Genomic DNA, 15,481 nt, shown 5'->3' with positions numbered 1-15,481 from the left:
CACTCATTTATTTACTTATTTAGGACTTACGCAAAATTGTCCCAGCAAGGCGACAGCGACGAAGACAGTACTTTAGTCCGGCTAGGAGCTGCAACGCAGCTGGGGCGGTTTTGCGTAAGTCCTACTTTCTACAGGCGCGGTGTCAAACCATCCGCCAGCGAATTACGGTAAGCCAGCCATGCCGGTACCAGGCTGGTCAGCATGCCCATCAGTACCACCATACCTAGCAGCGGGATTTCTGTTGCATTGAGAATGCCGGGTTTGATGAGGATGCCGTAATGCATCTGTACCCAGTCCTTGCCCGCCAGCGTCAGTACATCAAGCAAGAGCAGGCCGCTGATGGCCCCGGCAATGGTCAGGCCCAGGCTCTCAGCCATCAACATCAAAAACAAATGACCAGGCCCGGCACCGGCAGAACGCAAAATCGCCAGCTCACGCCTGCGCTCATTAAGGCTGGCCAGCATCACCGCCAGCAAACCTGCACTGCCCAGCAGCACCAGCAGCGACGACATCGCCAGCAAGACCCGTTCAATGATGCTGATGACTTGCCACAACTGATCCAGCGCCACGCCTGGCAGTACGGCCAGCAAGGCATCGCCACTCTTGGTATTAATCTGCCTTTGCAAGCGAAACACCATGCTGCGCTTGTGCAGGCCCACCAGCACGGCAGTGATTTCTTTGGGTTGCAAATCAAACTTGCGCGCATGCTCGGCGGCAATGGAAAAGCCCGGCACGGGTGCGCCGCCTTGCCAGTCAAGATGGATAGCCTGCATGGCTTGCAGGCTGATATGCACGCTACTATCGACTGGCGTGCCGGTGCGTGCCAGCACACCCACTACCTTGAAAGGTTTGTCGGCATGTTCAGCCAATGCAGCATCGCCAGTACCATGACTGAGCGTGATTTTTGTGCCGACCTGATAACCGAGGTTGTCTGCCACATCTGCCCCAATGACGGCGTCAAACAGATGATCTGCATCCCCGGCAAAAGCCTGCCCCGCCCGCAGTTGCAGGCCTTGCGCATCACCATAGCGAAAGCGGTTGAAGTAATCTGGCGTCGTGCCCACCACTGCAAAGCCGCGATGCGAGTCACCCAGCGACAGCGGCACAGCCCAGGCCACGGCTGGGTCATGCAGCAAATCCTGGTAACTTTGCCAGGCAATATTATTGGTCGCCGCACCGATACGAAACACCGCATACAGCATCAGTTGCACCGGGCTGGTACGCGCACCCACGACCAGGTCAGTGCCGGAGATGGCATGCGAAAAGCCTTCACGCGCATCATTACGCAGCCTCTCAACCGCCAGCAACAGGCAGACCGACAGGCTAATGACAAACAGCATCAGGCCCAGCGTCAGGCGGCGGTTCCAGGCGCTTTTGCCTGCCAGTCGCAAGAAATAAAATAACTGCGAAAATAACTGCGAAAACATCAGTGCTGCTCCACGCGGTTAATTTTTTGCAAGTCCAGCTCGCGGCTAAACTGGCTGGCCAGTCTGTGGTCATGGCTGACAAACAGCAGGCTGCTGCCATGGCTGGCGCATTGCTGCAAAATGAGTGCGATAAAATCTTTTTGCCTGTCCGCATCCAGTGCCGATGTGGGTTCATCAGCGATGATGATTTCTGGCTGGCCTATCAGCGCACGCGCCGCCGCCACACGCTGTTGCTGGCCTATGCTCAGTCCTGTGACATGGCGCTGATACAGGTTGGCATCCAGCCCCAGCGTATCCAGCAAAGCCACTGCTGCCTCGCGCGGGCTGCCATGTGCTGCACTGGCACGTTGCTGCCGTCTCACCGACAAGCGGCAAGGCAGCAAGACATTCTCCAGCATAGACAGATAAGGGATGAGGTTGAACTGCTGGAAAATAAATCCCGCATGATCAACGCGAAAGCGGTCACGCGCTGCACCAGACAAGGCACCCAGGTCACTGCCCAGCACCGTGACCTGTCCGCGCTGCGGCGTGATGATGCCACCCGCCAGCGACAGCAATGTACTCTTGCCACTGCCGCTGGGGCCGTACAGGAACACGCTTTCACCCTTGCTGATAGCGAAGCTTTCTATGTCCAGACAAGCTGCATGTCCGGCCTGCCAGTGAAACTGTACGTTGCTCAGGCTCAGCGCGGGGCTGCTGTCTTTTTCTATTGCAGACATCACCATGCCAGCATACGTTGTTTTGGTGTCAGTGTTGCGGCAGCCTGCCCACGTGCGCCAGCCATTTGTGCATCGACCTTGTGTATAGACGGGAATGCATCAAACAAACTCAGTTGCAGCGACTTCAATGCGGCGACTTTGGTGCAGCCATATTCATATTCGGCATGCAGGTTTGCATGTTCATCCTTAGCTGTCGCAGTGGATTGCAGTACAGGCGCAACTACTTTCACCGTGGCTAACTGGCAGTCTGCTTCTGCATTGAGCTTCAATAAGGTATCCGGCTTTTGCATGAGATCAAGCAAAGCCTTGGCTGCCTGTTTTTGCTTGTCCGTGCGCGGCGCATGTTCAAAGCCCAGCAGGTTATCCAGCGGGCTGTCAAATTCCAGCGTCAGCCTGTTGCCATCCTGCGCCAGCAAGACAGTCGCGCTGCCGTGTACGTGGGCTTCATGGGCGCTACTATTGATTGCTATCGCCTGCAATGCAGCGAGCAGGGTGAGGGGGATCAGTTTGTTCATGCTAAAGCCTCCACATGCTGTGTGATCATGTTGGCGTCTTCGTCATCTTCGCTATCGTCCGTCTCCATCCACGATGGGAAAGGGTCGTCATAGCTGGCCCAGTCTGCTGGCCCTTGCGCCATTTCTTCATTCGTCAGCAGACAGGCATCCAGTGTTGCTTCTATCACCGCCTGATCCATATCCATGCCAATGAACACCAGCTCCTGTCGGCGGTCACCGAATGGCTCTATGCATTTGCTTAAAATATGCTGCTGGTAATCTGCATCCTGCGGCCACTCCGCCTTGCTGACGGCTGACCACCACAAGCCTGCTTCATGATGCCGACAAATGCCACCCGCCTGTGACCATTCGCCAGCGATATCCATGCGCGTCGCCAGCCAGAAATAACCTTTTGACCGCACCACACCCGCAAAGCCCTGATGTATGCAAGACCAGAAACGCTGAGGGTGAAACGGCCTGCGCGCGCGGTAGGCAAAGCTGCTTATGCCATATTCTTCACTCTCAGGTACATGCTCGCCACGCAGTTCTTTCAACCAGCCTGGTGCGGCAGAGGCCTGTTCAAAATTGAAGCGGCCCGTGTTCAATATCCGTTCCAGCGGCACATTTGAAAAACTGCAAGGCACGATATCCGCACGCGGGTTTAACGCCCGCAAGATCTGGCTCAGCCTCTCAAACTCGGCAGCACTGACCATGTCAGCCTTGTTGAGGACGATGACATCGCAAAATTCTATCTGCTCGACCAGCAGGTCAACCACCGTGCGTTCATCTTCTTCCCCCATGGAAGTGCCGCGCTGGTTCAGGCTGTCGCCAGACGCATAGTCGCGCAAGAAGTTATAGGCATCCACCACCGTGACCATGGTGTCGAGCCGCGCAATGTCAGACAGGCTGCGACCATCTTCATCCCTGAAGGTAAAGGTCTCGGCCACCGGCATGGGTTCGGATATGCCGGTCGATTCTATGAGCAGATAATCAAAACGCTGCTCACTGGCGAGCCGCTGGATTTCTATCAGCAAGTCTTCCCGCAAGGTGCAGCAAATGCAGCCATTGCTCATCTCGACGAGTTTCTCATCCGCCCGCGATAACTCGGCCCCACCTTGCCGCACCAGATCAGCATCGATATTCACCTCAGACATATCATTGACAATCACCGCCACCCGCCTGCCTTCGCGGTTGTTGAGGATGTGATTGAGCAGGGTAGTTTTACCTGCACCCAGAAAACCGGAGAGTACGGTGACGGGCAAGAGCGTGGGATTTGGCATGATGGGTCCTGTGTCTGGGTTTGCGGTAGGTGGCAGATGTGTGACTGAGTCTTGATAGGGATGGCACCAGGCCAGAGTTTTCAACGACAGAAGTGCGGCGTATCCGGTCTCGTTTTATTATTAAATGCAACTTTGTTGCATTATTGATTTAAAAAAAATAGACTGAAATCAGTCTGTGCTTATCTTTGCATCTCTCAATTTTCCAGCTCTGAGCAACGCCTGCAAAGACGTGCGTGCAGCTCAGCACCTCAGCAGCTCAACACCTCAAGCAAACAGGCAGCATCCGCCACGCATCAGGCACGCACATGGTTTGTTACTCAAGTCTATTTGCAACACAATTGCATTTTTCAGGATCATAAAGTAATTCAAGTTTTTTTGCAACAGTGTTGCAATAGATGTGGTTGTCAGTGAATGGACGGATGGAAGATGGCGGCACTGCAGGGATATTTCTGCCAGCCTTGGTGTAAGGCGCATTGCAATGCGCCGCATGGCTTCACACCATCCCGGGCAACATATCTACGCCGTGCACGATACTCAAGCATGAGGTTTACATCGCAATCTATCGTGCAGTGATAAAAGTAAATGAGCCGTGTGTAGGTACGATTAGCGCAGCGTAATCGTACGCATGCCAACCGCCGCTAACTGATGAGAGTGAAAGTCATCACGACTTCAATGTAGTGTTTTCAGCAAAGGCCGTAATGTTGTTGAAGCAGGTCTTTTGCGATGCTCAGATTTTCTTGGGGCTGTGATTATTTGGGCACACATCATGCGTACGATTACGCTGCGCTAATCGTATCTACGTTTTCTGAGGGCGACGCGTACCCAATTCTTTATCAGCGCCGTGACGTAGGTTGCATTGCAATGCGCCGCATGGCTTCACACTATCCTGGGCAACATATCTGCGCCATGCCCCACGCGTACATGCGACGCATTACAATGCACTTCCCATTACGGCAACGATGATCCCTTTTGTCAAGATATCTGCATCATCAAACGATCATCGCCAGCTTCGGCCAGTCTGATTAGGCACTGGATGAAGCTGGTTACTCATTTGCTTTTACATACTATTCAACGCCACCAATGCCGCCTCATCAAGTCGCAATGCACCCGCTGCGACGTTGTCATGCAGATGTGCCACCGATGATGTACCAGGGATGACGAGAATATTAGGTGCACGTTGCAGCAGCCACGCCAGTGCCACTTGCATGGGCTGGGCTTGCAGTCTTGCTGCCACCTGCGTCAACACGTCCGACTGCAAAGGTGTAAATCCGCCGAGCGGGAAAAACGGTACATAGGCGATACCCTGTGCAGCCAGTGTATCTATCATGGCATCGTCACCGCGATGCGCCAGGTTGTACTGGTTTTGTACGCAGACGATGTCGGTGATCTGCTGCGCTTCTGTCAGTTGCTGCATATCGACGTTGCTGAGCCCTATGTGGCGGATCAGGCCTTCTTGTTTCAGGTGCAGCATGGTATCCAGCGCTGCGGCGAGAGATGAGCCGTCCGGGCCAGCCACACCAGGCGCACGCAGGTTGACCACGTCAAGCACATCCAGCTTCAGGTTGCGCAGGTTGTCGTGGACGGCGTCGCGCAATTCCTTGGCAGATGCGGCGGGCAGCCATGATTGATCTTCGCCACGCTTGAAACCTATTTTGGTGACGATGGTCAGCTCATCGCGGTAGGGATGCAGGGCTTCGCAAATGATCTGGTTGGTCACATGCGGCCCATAAAAATCCGAGGTATCGATATGGTTGATGCCCAGCTCTATGGCTGCACGCAACACTGCCACGGCAGCAACGCGGTCTTTGGGTGGGCCCCATACATGCGGGCCTGCCAGTTGCATGGCGCCGTAGCCCATGCGATTGAATGCAATGTCGCAATGCTTAGGTGTGAACTGGTCGCGGGAGGGGGAATAAGTGCTCATAAAAACTCCAGGGTGATGGTTGACAGGTTTGCCAGGCCCCTGTTTTGCGCTTGTTTCGCGTTTGTCGCTTATTGGGGTAAGGCATGGAGACATCATAGCGAGAGTCGTACTGTGTGATAATCAGGGCAATTCCGCACGGCTTGTACGATATTCCGCACAATGGAGCATTCCAACCATGACCACAGACTTGCATTCCCTGGCTGACCTGTCCACCTTTGCGCTGGTCGTGCAGCATCGCGGCTTCCGCCAGGCTGCGCGTGCCAGCGGGCAATCCGCTTCGGCACTGAGCGAGGCTGTACGGCGGCTGGAAAGCCAGCTTGGCATACGGCTACTATTGCGCACCACCCGTAGCGTCACGCCAACCGAGGCCGGTGCGCTATTGCTTAGCCGCCTGCAACCCGCACTCAACGATGTAGCCAGTGCACTGGATGTACTCAACGATCTGCGCGACAGCCCGCGTGGTACCTTGCGACTCAATGTGCCAGTCAGTGCGGCGCTTTTTTTCTTGCAGCCCATCGTCGATCAATTCATGCGCAAATACCCGGATATCCTGCTCGACATCGTCATTGACAATAATTTTGTCGATGTCGTGGCAAGCGGGTGTGATGCTGGCATACGTTATGGCGAACGGCTGGAACAAGACATGATCGCCGTCCCCATCGGCCCGCTGACGCAACGTTTTGCTGTCGCCGCTGCACCTGCCTATCTCGCCAGGCGGGGCATACCTGAGCACCCGCGTGATTTGTTGCAACATGCCTGCCTGCGCGGAAAATTTCTCAGCGGTGCTATTTTTCCGTGGGAGTTTGAGCGCGATGGGCAAAAACTAAGCCTTGACCCCAGCGGTCCCCTGATCGTGACACCCACCGTGATGGATCTGGCAGTCAATGCTGCAGTGGCTGGCCATGGTGTCATTTATCTGTTTGAAGAATGGCTTGCTCCCTACATCGCATCAGGACAGTTGCAGCCCATATTGCAGGATTGGTGGTTGAGTTTTTCGGGGCCGTTTTTATATTATTCAGGGCGGCGACACCTGCCTGCACCCCTGCGTGCATTTGTTGATTTTATTCGTGCGCCGGATGGTGCTGATCACAAACTTGCCACCGCTGTCAAAAAGAAGAAAACCAGCGAAAAGCATTGAATCTGATCGCGCATGCGTACCCCATTTCCCGTCATCGCCTTGACATAGTGCGCATTGCAATGCGCCGCATGGTCTCACAACACACGGGCAAATAATCTGCGCCGTGCACGACGTTCATATGCGGCGCGTTCCAATGCATCTCCCGTTACGGCTACATTTATCCTTGTGCGCTGAGGGAGGGCAAGCGATAAATATCTTTCTCTGTGCCTTTCTGCGGTGAGTGGCTGTGTATTCACATGCAGCATGTGAACCTGCAAGCTCACTCCCCCACCAGTCTCGCCACATAGGCATTCACAAACATCCCGGTAGGGTCACAACTCTGGCGGTAATCATCAAAGGCCTGCACGCGCTCTGTACGGCGGCTGCGTAACTGCTTCAGAAATGCCGGGTTGAAGGGCTGTGTGCCGGTACCTGGCCCCGTGGTGGGATCATAGAAACCATACATCTTGCCATTGTGAGGCCAGCCACCGAGGGCGACCCATTCGCTTTCTACCTCCGCAAAAAAATTCAACAGCTTGGTCGGGTAGTCGAGACCGCTATTATCTTCATGCACGGCGACAAAGGCGATCAGGTCAAGGTTGACGAAATAGGCGTCGGCATTGCTGGTGTAGGTACCTGCCATGGCAGTATTGCCACCTTTGATGAAGCGAAACTCCATAGGCGCAGCGATGTGAAAGTTGCTGCTCTTGTTGACCTTGTCGCTGACTGATTTCAAGGCTCCCCAGACCGTAGATAAACTTTCTGCACCCAGGTCAGGCAACTCGATAAAGTAAGACATGAAAATGACCCTGGCGGCCTCATTCAGCCAAAGGTCGGAATTCTTTTGCGCTGCTTTTTTGACTTCACCCTTGATGACAGATATCGCGGTCGATGTGATCATCGCTGCCGCTGCGGTGCCGACGATGGGCGCATCAAAGCTTTGTGCATAGATGGCGGCGTCCTCGGCGATTTTTTCCGCATAAGGCAGATAGGGTGCTCCGAATTCATTTTTTTGTGCGAGCTGGCAGGCATCTGTCGTGGGTTCTGCCACGGGGGCTACACCCGAGCCGCTTTCTACATTCCACCATGCTGCAGTGAAGTTGCTGGTGCCTGTCAGTGCATAGGGGTTGAAGAAGGTTTCTACCCTGGATTTGGAGGCCAGCAGGGCAGACAGGCCAGCACCAAAATTGGCGGCATTCTCCCACACAAAATCACTGATCCCCGCAGCCAGACAATTCGCAAACGGGCGTGGCAAGACGCTGATGGTAACGGCAGTCACAATACCCAGGCTGCCCAGTGACACGCGGGCAAATTGCAGTGGTGACCATGCACCCACCTTGGGTGTGCTGGCGTCGATGGTATTGACGATGCCGCTGGGCCCCATGATGGCAAAGGCGGTGACGGTCTCGGCAAAGATAGGTGCCTGCACGGTCGCACCATGCACATCTACCGCCGTCATGCCACCGAGGCTAAAAAAACCGCCAGCCGTCACGGTTTCCAGCATGAGCTTGTTTTGCGTCAGAAAGGCATCGAGTTCATCTTCACGCACGCCAGTGTTCACGGTAACGCTTTTGCCATCGCTGCTGATTTGCATGCGCTGGTCACCTTCGCGGCCCAGGTCTGCATAGCAGGACAGATCAAGGATAACGACGCCACTCGCAGGCGTCTCGCTGCTGGCCACCAGCGGGGTTTGTGAATGGCGCTGGCCGGAAACACGCAGTTGTTTGTCTTGTGCAGCGGCTGTGCTGACGATAGCTTGTAATTCTGCGCGCGTGCGTGGCGTGTAGTAATAATTATCGCCCTGGTAAAACAGGTTCTGGCTCCAGTTCAGCCAGAGTGGCGAGGAGGGCTTGGTGTTGTCTGTGCTGGTTTGTGGCATGGATTACTCCGGTAGGGGATGCAAGGGGGATGTTTTTGCTCCTTCCCCTTGAAGGAGAGGGGACTAAAACTTCACATTTGCGATTGGCATCTGTAAGTCAAGCGCATGTGTGATGCTAAAAATTCTGTCCAGTTACATCAAATTTCAAGCAGCAAAAAAATATTTCGATGTAATTTACTCTAGCATAAATTTCAATAAAATAAGCCTTTGTCATAGTGTGGACATGCACATATTCTCAGCTTAATTTCCTGCTGAAATACCCACCTGTTGCAAAAATATATCAAATACTTGAATAAATTCGTCATGCCATGCTTGTTTTATTTTAAAAGCTATGGCAAGATACATCCATCGAATACAGCAACACCCGCTTGAATACCAACATCAATTTTTAAAGAACAGGACCTATTGTGAACGCAACGCTACTCCAACAACTGCACCAGAACCTGCGCCTCATCGCGCAGGGCATGGCACAGGCTGGCGCAGCGCTGCTGGATGCAGCATCGCTCCCATCCCATTTAGCCACTGACCTGCAGTTGCAGCCAGCACTGCCAACATTGCCCAGCCCGCTCTTCGCCTTGCCCTTGCATCATCTGGGCGCATGCGTGCAGCTCAACATCCGGGGGAAACCCCACAGGCAAGCCTCACCAGTTAATGGTCAGGCCACCTGTAGCGACCAGCCCGGATGCGATCAACGCACCGGGCTTTTTAGTTTTTAGGCAGGGCTTACGCAAAACCGCCCCAGCTGCGTTGCAGCTCCTAGCCGTACTAAAGTACTGTCGTCGTCGCTGACGCCTTGCTGGGACAATTTTGCGAAAGCCCTGCGGAGTGCAGAATTTTTAGCCTGATTGCAGATTGCAACAGGCCTTAACAGTCAAATCGGAGTGTGGCGCAGCCTGGTAGCGCTACTGCCCTGGGAGCAGAAGGTCCGAGGTTCAAATCCTCGCACTCCGACCAGTTTGAGTATTGCATGATTTTGTAGGGTGCGCCGTGCGCACCGTTGTTGATCAACGAAACGTGCGTGATGGTGCGCACGGCGCACCCTACGAGTCCATGCAAAGGTTCAGCGATGAAAGGAAATAATCAGCCTGCTTTGGGGTGGCCATAACTTAATGGTGAAAGTCGTGGATTGTGAATCCGCTTATCCCGGTTCGATTCCTGGTGGTCACCCCAAAGCAGGTTGAAGAATGAATGAAGCGCATGTGGTGGAATTGGAATACACGCTGGCCTCAGAAGTCAGTGCCGAAAGGATTGAGAGTTCAAGTCCCTCCGTGCGCACCAGTTTTACAGGGGATTAGCCAAGCGGTGACGGCATCGGGTTTTGAACCCGACACTCCAAGGTTCGAATCCTTGATCCCCTTCCAGTATTAAGTAGTGAAATTTTCTTCGGAGTGTGGCGCAGTCTGGTAGCGCAACTGCTTTGGGAGCAGAAGGTCCGGGGTTCAAATCCTCGCACTCCGACCAGTTTAAGTCTTGCATGATTTTGTAGGGTGCGCTGTGCGCACCATCGTTGATCAACGAAACGGGTGTGCTGGTGCGCACGGCGCACCCTACGAGAACAAGCAAAGGTTCAGCAATGAAAGAAAAGATCAGCCTGCTTTGGGGTGGCCATAGCTTAACGGTGAAAGTCGCGGATTGTGATTCCGCTTATCCCGGTTCGACTCCGGGTGGTCACCCCAAAGCAGGTTGAAGAATGAATAAATGCGCATGTGGTGGAATTGGAATACACGCTGGTTTCAAAAACCAGCACCGCAAGGTTTGAGGGTTCGAGTCCCTCCATGCGCACCAGTATTTAGAAATTTGGAAACGTGGCAGAGCGGCCATTGCAGCTGTCTGGAAGACAGTAGGGCTGAAAGGTCCCGTGAGTTCGAGTCTCACCGTTTCCGCCAGTGAGTAAGCGCATCGGCATGCATGTCGGTGAGCGAGAGAGTTGTATGCGCGTGTGGTGGAATTGGGATACATGCTGGTCTTAGAAACCAGTGCCGAAAGGATTGAGGGTTCAAGTCCCTCCGCGCGCACCAGTTTTACAGGGGATTTGCCAAGAGGCCAGGCACCGGAATTTGAGTCCGGCATATTAGTGAACTGTGAAAGTGAAAAGCGAAGTGCCTGCCATGTGCGCGACGATCATGGCTGCGTTGCAAATACTCGCGATAGCCCCGCTATCGCTGTGTTTTGCGCCTTGCCCTGATTCGCCGGGCACATGTCCTTCACTTTCGCTTTCACTTTCACAGTCCACTAGGTTCGAATCCTTGATCCCCTTCCAGTATTCAGTAGTGAAAAGTTTTTTCGGAGTGTAGCGCAGTCCGGTAGCGCAACTGCTTTGGGAGCAGAAGGTCCGGGGTTCAAATCCTCGCACTCCGACCAGTTTGAGTCTCGCATGATTTTGTAGGGTAATGAAATGGACGCCCCCTCCCAAACGGCATCGTGATGTGCCAAAGTAGAGTTTCGACAAACTACTTAACAGAAGGGAAGCGTCATGGAAAAGATTACCGTAATTGGGCTGGATTTGGCAAAGAGTATTTTTCAAGTTCATGGTGCCAATGCCCGAGGCAAGAAGCTGCTGTCGAAGAAACTCAAGCGTAGCGAAGTCATGGGATTCTTTGCATCACAGCCACCGTGCCTGGTAGGGATGGAAGCCTGCGGAGGAGCTCACGAATGGGCGCGGCAGATCCAGTCACTTGGGCATGATGTCAAACTGATGGCACCCCAGTACGTCAAAGGCTTTGTACAAGGAAACAAGACCGATGCCAGAGATGCCGCAGGTATCGCAGAAGCAGCAGTAAGAGAAAGTATCCAGAGAGTGACGATACGCAGCCGTGAAGAACAACAGATACAAGCCCTGCACAGAGTAAGAGAAGCCTGGGTCAAACACCGTACTGCGACCGCCAACCAGATACGGGGCCTGCTCGCTGAGTTTGGTCAGATACTCACTCCCGGCCTGCGCCACCTGCGCCGTGAAGTCGCCCTCTGGCAAGAGCAAAGCCGCGGCATGCTCGGCATACTCAACGGCCTGGTCGATGAGTTACTGCAGTATCTCAGTGAGTTAGAAGAAAGAATTGGTCAAGTAGAGAAACAGATCAAACAAGTACTGCAAAGCAATCCCGCCTGCAAACTGATAGAAACCATCCCCGGCGTAGGCGTCCTCACCGCCACCGCCATCATCGGCAGCTTTGGACGGGCAGAGAACTTTACAGAAGGACGCAAGTTTGCCAATGCCCTGGGGCTGATACCGAGGGAACACAGCAGTGGTGGCAAACAAGTTCTGCTGGGGCTCAGCAAGCGAGGCAATGGTTATGTACGCAAACTCCTCGTCCATGGGGCCAGGTCCGTCTTGCAGGCCAGGATCAACAAACCGGCCTATGCCGAAGACTGGGTCGTAAAACTGGCCAAAAGGCGGGGACACAACATCGCCGTGTGCGCTCTGGCAGCCAAGAATGCCAGGAGGATCTGGGCGATGCTGCAGAGCGGAGAAGTATTCCGTGCTGATCATGCGCAGACCAACGACGTCTGCACATGATCAGCACGGTTTGAAAGAACAGTAGCAACCACAAAGCAGGGGCGAGGCAGGAAGCCAGGTGAAGTAAAAACGTCATGCAGTAGCAGGAAAAATAGCAGCAAAGACAAAGAAACGGAGCACACCACCGATTGTTTGGGCAAACTCAAATGAAGACAGGACAGGTCAGACCGGGATGGTCAATAGCTCGTTCGGCGCACTGTGCGATCAGCACGATAGGGTGATTGAGCGACCATCAGCGTATTTCATCATGCGTCAGCAGTCATCAAGCGGCTGCAATAAAGACCGAATGTATGGCTGCAATCGACTATGTCAGGTTTAATTTGAAAATGCTCTTGCAAATGGGGGGCGTCCATGTATGCGCCGTGCGCACCATCGTTGATCAACGATACGCGTGCACTGGTGCGCACGGCGCACCCTGCCAGAAAATACAACCCAGTTTTTGCGCGTGTGGTGGAATGGTATACACGCTGGTCTTAAACACCAGCGCCTCTGGCATGTGGGTTCGAGTCCCACCACGCGCACCAGGATAGTCGTCAATATTACTGCCGTCATGTCAGACTTGATCTGTCATCCAGCCACGTTCGCTGCCAAGCAGGACGAGATTGGGCAGAGATAAAATTTGCGCGTACCGAGTGTATGGCAATAAGAATTTTGAAAACGTGGCAGAGCGGTTGAATGCACCTGTCTAAATACAGCAATCGCTGTCGGGGGCCGTGAGTTCGAATCTCACCGTTTTCAGATATTTTCTTGGTGGTAGATGAAGACAGTCGCGTTCGTGAAATGCTACCGCCAATATAGTTGCTTGCGATAAAGATATTCAAATGTGGTAATATGTTTGCAATTTGGCATTCTTGTGCCGCTGCCTCAGCGCTTGGTGCACCCGGACATGGTTCAGCTTAAACCCATGCATGGACCGGCCAGTCTGCTTGCTTGTTTACCCTCCCGTATCTGCTCATGATTACATTCAAAGCTTTTAGTCATTCTCTTTCTGGCATTCCTTTTCGCGCCTCCCTGAGCTGTCTCATCACCGCAGCCATACTCACGGCCTGTGGCGGTGGTGGCAGTGCGGCTCCTGCTGCCACCTCTCCGGGTACGACCGGCGGCAGCGCAGGTAATACGACAGGCACCAACACTGGCACCACAGCTGGCACAGGCAGTATTGCCCTGCTTGCCGGTAATGTCGGTGGTCCTGGCATTGTTGATGGCACGGGGACAAACGCGCGCTTCAGTGGCCTCAATGGCATCACGCTCGATACCAGCGGCAATCTCTATGTCGGTGACGACAAGCGCGTGCGCAAGATTACGCCAGCAGGCGTGGTCACGAGCTTTGCCGGAGGCGAATTTGGTTATGCAGAAGGTAGCGGCAGCAGTGTCAAGTTCTTTAAGGCACAGCACATGGCAAGTGATGCTGCCGGCAATATCTATGTGCTCGACCCTTATGCCTGCGTGGTGCGCAAACTGACACCTGCTGCCGTCTCATCGACGCTGGCTGGCAGTGTGTGTTCTGGTGCTATGGCAGACGGGCAGGGCAGTGCTGCCAGCTTTTCCACGCTCTCAGGCATGACCATAGACAGCGCAGGCAACCTGTATATCGCGGATGAGCACACCATACGCAAGCTCACTCCAGCAGGCATGGTCACGACTATCGCGGGCAAGCGCGGGGTCAGTGCGGCAGATGATGGTCAGGGTAGCAATGCCCGGTTTTTCTGGCCCTCTGGCCTGGCGACCGATACTGCTGGCAATGTCTATATTGCAGACAGCTACAATTACAGCATACGCAAGATGACACCCGCAGGCGCAGTCACTACCGTCGCTGGCCGGGCCGGTGAGACCGGCAGCGTCGATGGCACAGTCGCTGTATCCCGTTTCAATACGCCGCGTGCAGTGGCTGTCGATACGGCTGGCAATATCTTTGTGGCTGACACTTTCAACAGCGTCATCCGCAAGATCACACAGGCAGGCATGGTCAGCACCCTGGCCGGTAGCAGCGGGCAAGTGGGGATAGACGATGGCACTGGCGTGGCCGCCAGATTTGCCCAGCCTGTGGCCATCGTTGGTGACAACGCGGGTAACCTGTATGTCGCAGATGCAGGCAATTTCAACGTACGTAAAATCAATGCAGCCGGTGTGGTCACGACGCTGGCGGGTGCCATCAACGTCAGGTATGCCCTCGATGGCGTAGGTGCCGCTGCCGGGTTTTATGCGCCAGGTAACCTGGCCGCAGACATCAACGGCAATCTTTACCTCAATGATTTTATGTCTGGCAAACACATCGTGCGCAAGGTCACAGCAGCAGGTGTGGTCAGCACCATAGCTGGCGTGTCTGCCAATTTTGACCAGATCGGTGGCCTGGCGACAGATGTCAATGGCAATGTGTATGTCGCCGATACCGTAGGCACCATCCGCCAGATCAACCCGGCCGGTGTCATCACGCCAGTGGCGGGTGTGGAGTGGAAGTTTGGTCTGGTCGATGGCAAGGGCAGCGAAGCCAGGTTCAAATCTCCCAATGGTATCGTCAACATGGGTAATGGCGACATGCTGGTGGCTGACATGGTCAACCAGGCCATACGCAAAGTCACGGCTGCTGGCCAGGTCAGCACCTATGCCAGCATCCCGCTGACGCAGTCAGCCAGCTTCAAGCCCTTTGGTGAGGGACGTGGAACACCTTATATATCCAATGGCATGGCGATGGACAGCAGTGGCAATCTGTATGTGGCAGACGGCGGCAGCCATGTGATCTTCAAGATTTCCAGCGCAGGCATCAGCAGTATTTTTGCCGGTGCCGAATTTCAGCCTGGCAGTGCCGATGGCACAGGCACCGCCGCCCGCTTCAACCGCCCGCAAGGCATGACTATCGACACCAAAGGCAATTTGTATGTGGCTGATACCGACAACCATACCGTACGCAAAATCACCCCGGCAGGCGTGGTCAGCACTATCGTCGGCGTCGCAGGGCAGGAAGGTTTTACCACCGGCCCCTTGCCAGGCGTATTGTCAAAACCGCAGTCTGTGGTGTTCAGCAATGATGCCTTGTACATCACCACTTACCAAGGCGTGGTGGTGGCGCGTAATTTTTGAGTGTTGTTAAATGTTCGTGGCTGATGTTACTCACACGGGTAGCATCAGC

Annotated in this window: 10 protein-coding genes and 12 tRNA genes; 16 read left to right on the top strand and 6 right to left on the bottom strand. The window is 54.2% G+C overall.

Annotation, left to right across the window (positions count from 1 at the left end; all coding sequences use genetic code 11):
* Nucleotides 1-128 precede the first annotated feature (128 nt).
* The 5 genes from UNDKW_RS21605 to UNDKW_RS21585 all read right to left on the bottom strand — a co-directional run bounded on the left by UNDKW_RS21605 (nt 129) and on the right by UNDKW_RS21585 (nt 5,844).
* Nucleotides 129-1,427 (bottom strand): ABC transporter permease, encoded by a 1,299-nt coding sequence (locus tag UNDKW_RS21605; protein ID WP_162060399.1) that lies wholly within the window; start codon nt 1,425-1,427, stop codon nt 129-131.
* The gene (locus UNDKW_RS21600) at nt 1,427-2,146 is read right to left on the bottom strand and encodes an ABC transporter ATP-binding protein (RefSeq protein ID WP_162060398.1); all 720 of its coding nucleotides are present in this window, start codon (nt 2,144-2,146) and stop codon (nt 1,427-1,429) included. Before UNDKW_RS21600 ends, UNDKW_RS21605 begins: the two co-directional genes overlap by 1 nt.
* A complete protein-coding gene (locus UNDKW_RS21595; protein ID WP_162060397.1) occupies nt 2,146-2,661 on the bottom strand; it encodes a DUF2796 domain-containing protein in 516 nt (171 codons plus the stop codon). Before UNDKW_RS21595 ends, UNDKW_RS21600 begins: the two co-directional genes overlap by 1 nt.
* The gene (gene zigA, locus UNDKW_RS21590) at nt 2,658-3,920 is read right to left on the bottom strand and encodes a zinc metallochaperone GTPase ZigA (RefSeq protein ID WP_162060396.1); all 1,263 of its coding nucleotides are present in this window, start codon (nt 3,918-3,920) and stop codon (nt 2,658-2,660) included. Before zigA ends, UNDKW_RS21595 begins: the two co-directional genes overlap by 4 nt.
* Nucleotides 3,921-4,977: 1,057 nt before the next feature.
* The gene (locus UNDKW_RS21585) at nt 4,978-5,844 is read right to left on the bottom strand and encodes an oxidoreductase (protein WP_162060395.1); all 867 of its coding nucleotides are present in this window, start codon (nt 5,842-5,844) and stop codon (nt 4,978-4,980) included.
* 175 nt (nt 5,845-6,019) lie between these two features.
* Here UNDKW_RS21585 and UNDKW_RS21580 point away from each other — a divergent pair, with 175 nt between their 5' ends.
* The gene (locus tag UNDKW_RS21580) at nt 6,020-6,982 is read left to right on the top strand and encodes a LysR family transcriptional regulator (RefSeq protein WP_162060394.1); all 963 of its coding nucleotides are present in this window, start codon (nt 6,020-6,022) and stop codon (nt 6,980-6,982) included.
* Between the two features lie 259 nt (nt 6,983-7,241).
* On the opposite strand, the gene UNDKW_RS21575 is transcribed toward UNDKW_RS21580, so the two are convergent.
* Nucleotides 7,242-8,840, bottom strand: a complete 1,599-nt coding sequence (locus UNDKW_RS21575; protein WP_162060393.1) for an FAD-binding protein — start codon at nt 8,838-8,840, stop codon at nt 7,242-7,244.
* 407 nt (nt 8,841-9,247) lie between these two features.
* Between UNDKW_RS21575 and UNDKW_RS21570 the strand changes: the two genes are divergently transcribed.
* The 15 genes from UNDKW_RS21570 (at nt 9,248) to UNDKW_RS21500 (ending at nt 15,432) form a co-directional block, all read left to right on the top strand.
* Nucleotides 9,248-9,556 (top strand): hypothetical protein, encoded by a 309-nt coding sequence (locus tag UNDKW_RS21570; protein ID WP_162060392.1) that lies wholly within the window; start codon nt 9,248-9,250, stop codon nt 9,554-9,556.
* A gap of 161 nt (nt 9,557-9,717) precedes the next feature.
* Nucleotides 9,718-9,794: transfer RNA gene (locus UNDKW_RS21565), tRNA-Pro, on the top strand.
* A 141-nt stretch (nt 9,795-9,935) separates the two neighbouring features.
* Nucleotides 9,936-10,010 (top strand) — tRNA-His (locus UNDKW_RS21560).
* Between the two features lie 23 nt (nt 10,011-10,033).
* Nucleotides 10,034-10,118, top strand: a tRNA-Leu gene (locus UNDKW_RS21555).
* Nucleotides 10,119-10,125: 7 nt separating this feature from the next.
* Nucleotides 10,126-10,201, top strand: a tRNA-Gln gene (locus tag UNDKW_RS21550).
* Between the two features lie 23 nt (nt 10,202-10,224).
* A tRNA-Pro gene (locus tag UNDKW_RS21545) sits at nt 10,225-10,301 on the top strand.
* Between the two features lie 140 nt (nt 10,302-10,441).
* Nucleotides 10,442-10,516, top strand: a tRNA-His gene (locus UNDKW_RS21540).
* A 24-nt stretch (nt 10,517-10,540) separates the two neighbouring features.
* A tRNA-Leu gene (locus UNDKW_RS21535) sits at nt 10,541-10,625 on the top strand.
* A 14-nt stretch (nt 10,626-10,639) separates the two neighbouring features.
* Nucleotides 10,640-10,726 (top strand) — tRNA-Ser (locus UNDKW_RS21530).
* A 47-nt stretch (nt 10,727-10,773) separates the two neighbouring features.
* Nucleotides 10,774-10,858: transfer RNA gene (locus tag UNDKW_RS21525), tRNA-Leu, on the top strand.
* 266 nt (nt 10,859-11,124) lie between these two features.
* Nucleotides 11,125-11,201, top strand: a tRNA-Pro gene (locus UNDKW_RS21520).
* Nucleotides 11,202-11,313: 112 nt separating this feature from the next.
* A complete protein-coding gene (locus UNDKW_RS21515; protein WP_162060391.1) occupies nt 11,314-12,354 on the top strand; it encodes an IS110 family transposase in 1,041 nt (346 codons plus the stop codon).
* 441 nt (nt 12,355-12,795) lie between these two features.
* A tRNA-Leu gene (locus tag UNDKW_RS21510) sits at nt 12,796-12,878 on the top strand.
* 129 nt (nt 12,879-13,007) lie between these two features.
* A tRNA-OTHER gene (locus UNDKW_RS21505) sits at nt 13,008-13,092 on the top strand.
* 216 nt (nt 13,093-13,308) lie between these two features.
* Nucleotides 13,309-15,432 carry an NHL repeat-containing protein gene (locus tag UNDKW_RS21500; RefSeq protein ID WP_162060390.1) on the top strand — a complete coding sequence of 708 codons (2,124 nt, stop codon included), beginning with the start codon at nt 13,309-13,311 and terminating at the stop codon, nt 15,430-15,432.
* Nucleotides 15,433-15,481 lie beyond the last annotated feature (49 nt).

The organism is Undibacterium sp. KW1 (genome assembly GCF_009937955.1).
In the GTDB taxonomy this organism is placed as follows: Bacteria; Pseudomonadota; Gammaproteobacteria; order Burkholderiales; family Burkholderiaceae_D; genus Undibacterium.
This window is presented reverse-complemented; position numbering and strand designations above follow the sequence as displayed.

Bases quoted from the DNA above. Each gene is read 5' to 3' on its own strand.
- UNDKW_RS21605 (WP_162060399.1), bottom strand. From the start codon at position 1,427: ATGTTTTCGCAGTTATTTTCGCAGTTATTTTATTTCTTGCGACTGGCA.
- UNDKW_RS21600 (WP_162060398.1), bottom strand. From the start codon at position 2,146: ATGTCTGCAATAGAAAAAGACAGCAGCCCCGCGCTGAGCCTGAGCAAC.
- UNDKW_RS21595 (WP_162060397.1), bottom strand. From the start codon at position 2,661: ATGAACAAACTGATCCCCCTCACCCTGCTCGCTGCATTGCAGGCGATA.
- zigA (WP_162060396.1), bottom strand. From the start codon at position 3,920: ATGCCAAATCCCACGCTCTTGCCCGTCACCGTACTCTCCGGTTTTCTG.
- UNDKW_RS21585 (WP_162060395.1), bottom strand. From the start codon at position 5,844: ATGAGCACTTATTCCCCCTCCCGCGACCAGTTCACACCTAAGCATTGC.
- UNDKW_RS21580 (WP_162060394.1), top strand. From the start codon at position 6,020: ATGACCACAGACTTGCATTCCCTGGCTGACCTGTCCACCTTTGCGCTG.
- UNDKW_RS21575 (WP_162060393.1), bottom strand. From the start codon at position 8,840: ATGCCACAAACCAGCACAGACAACACCAAGCCCTCCTCGCCACTCTGG.
- UNDKW_RS21515 (WP_162060391.1), top strand. From the start codon at position 11,314: ATGGAAAAGATTACCGTAATTGGGCTGGATTTGGCAAAGAGTATTTTT.
- UNDKW_RS21500 (WP_162060390.1), top strand. From the start codon at position 13,309: ATGATTACATTCAAAGCTTTTAGTCATTCTCTTTCTGGCATTCCTTTT.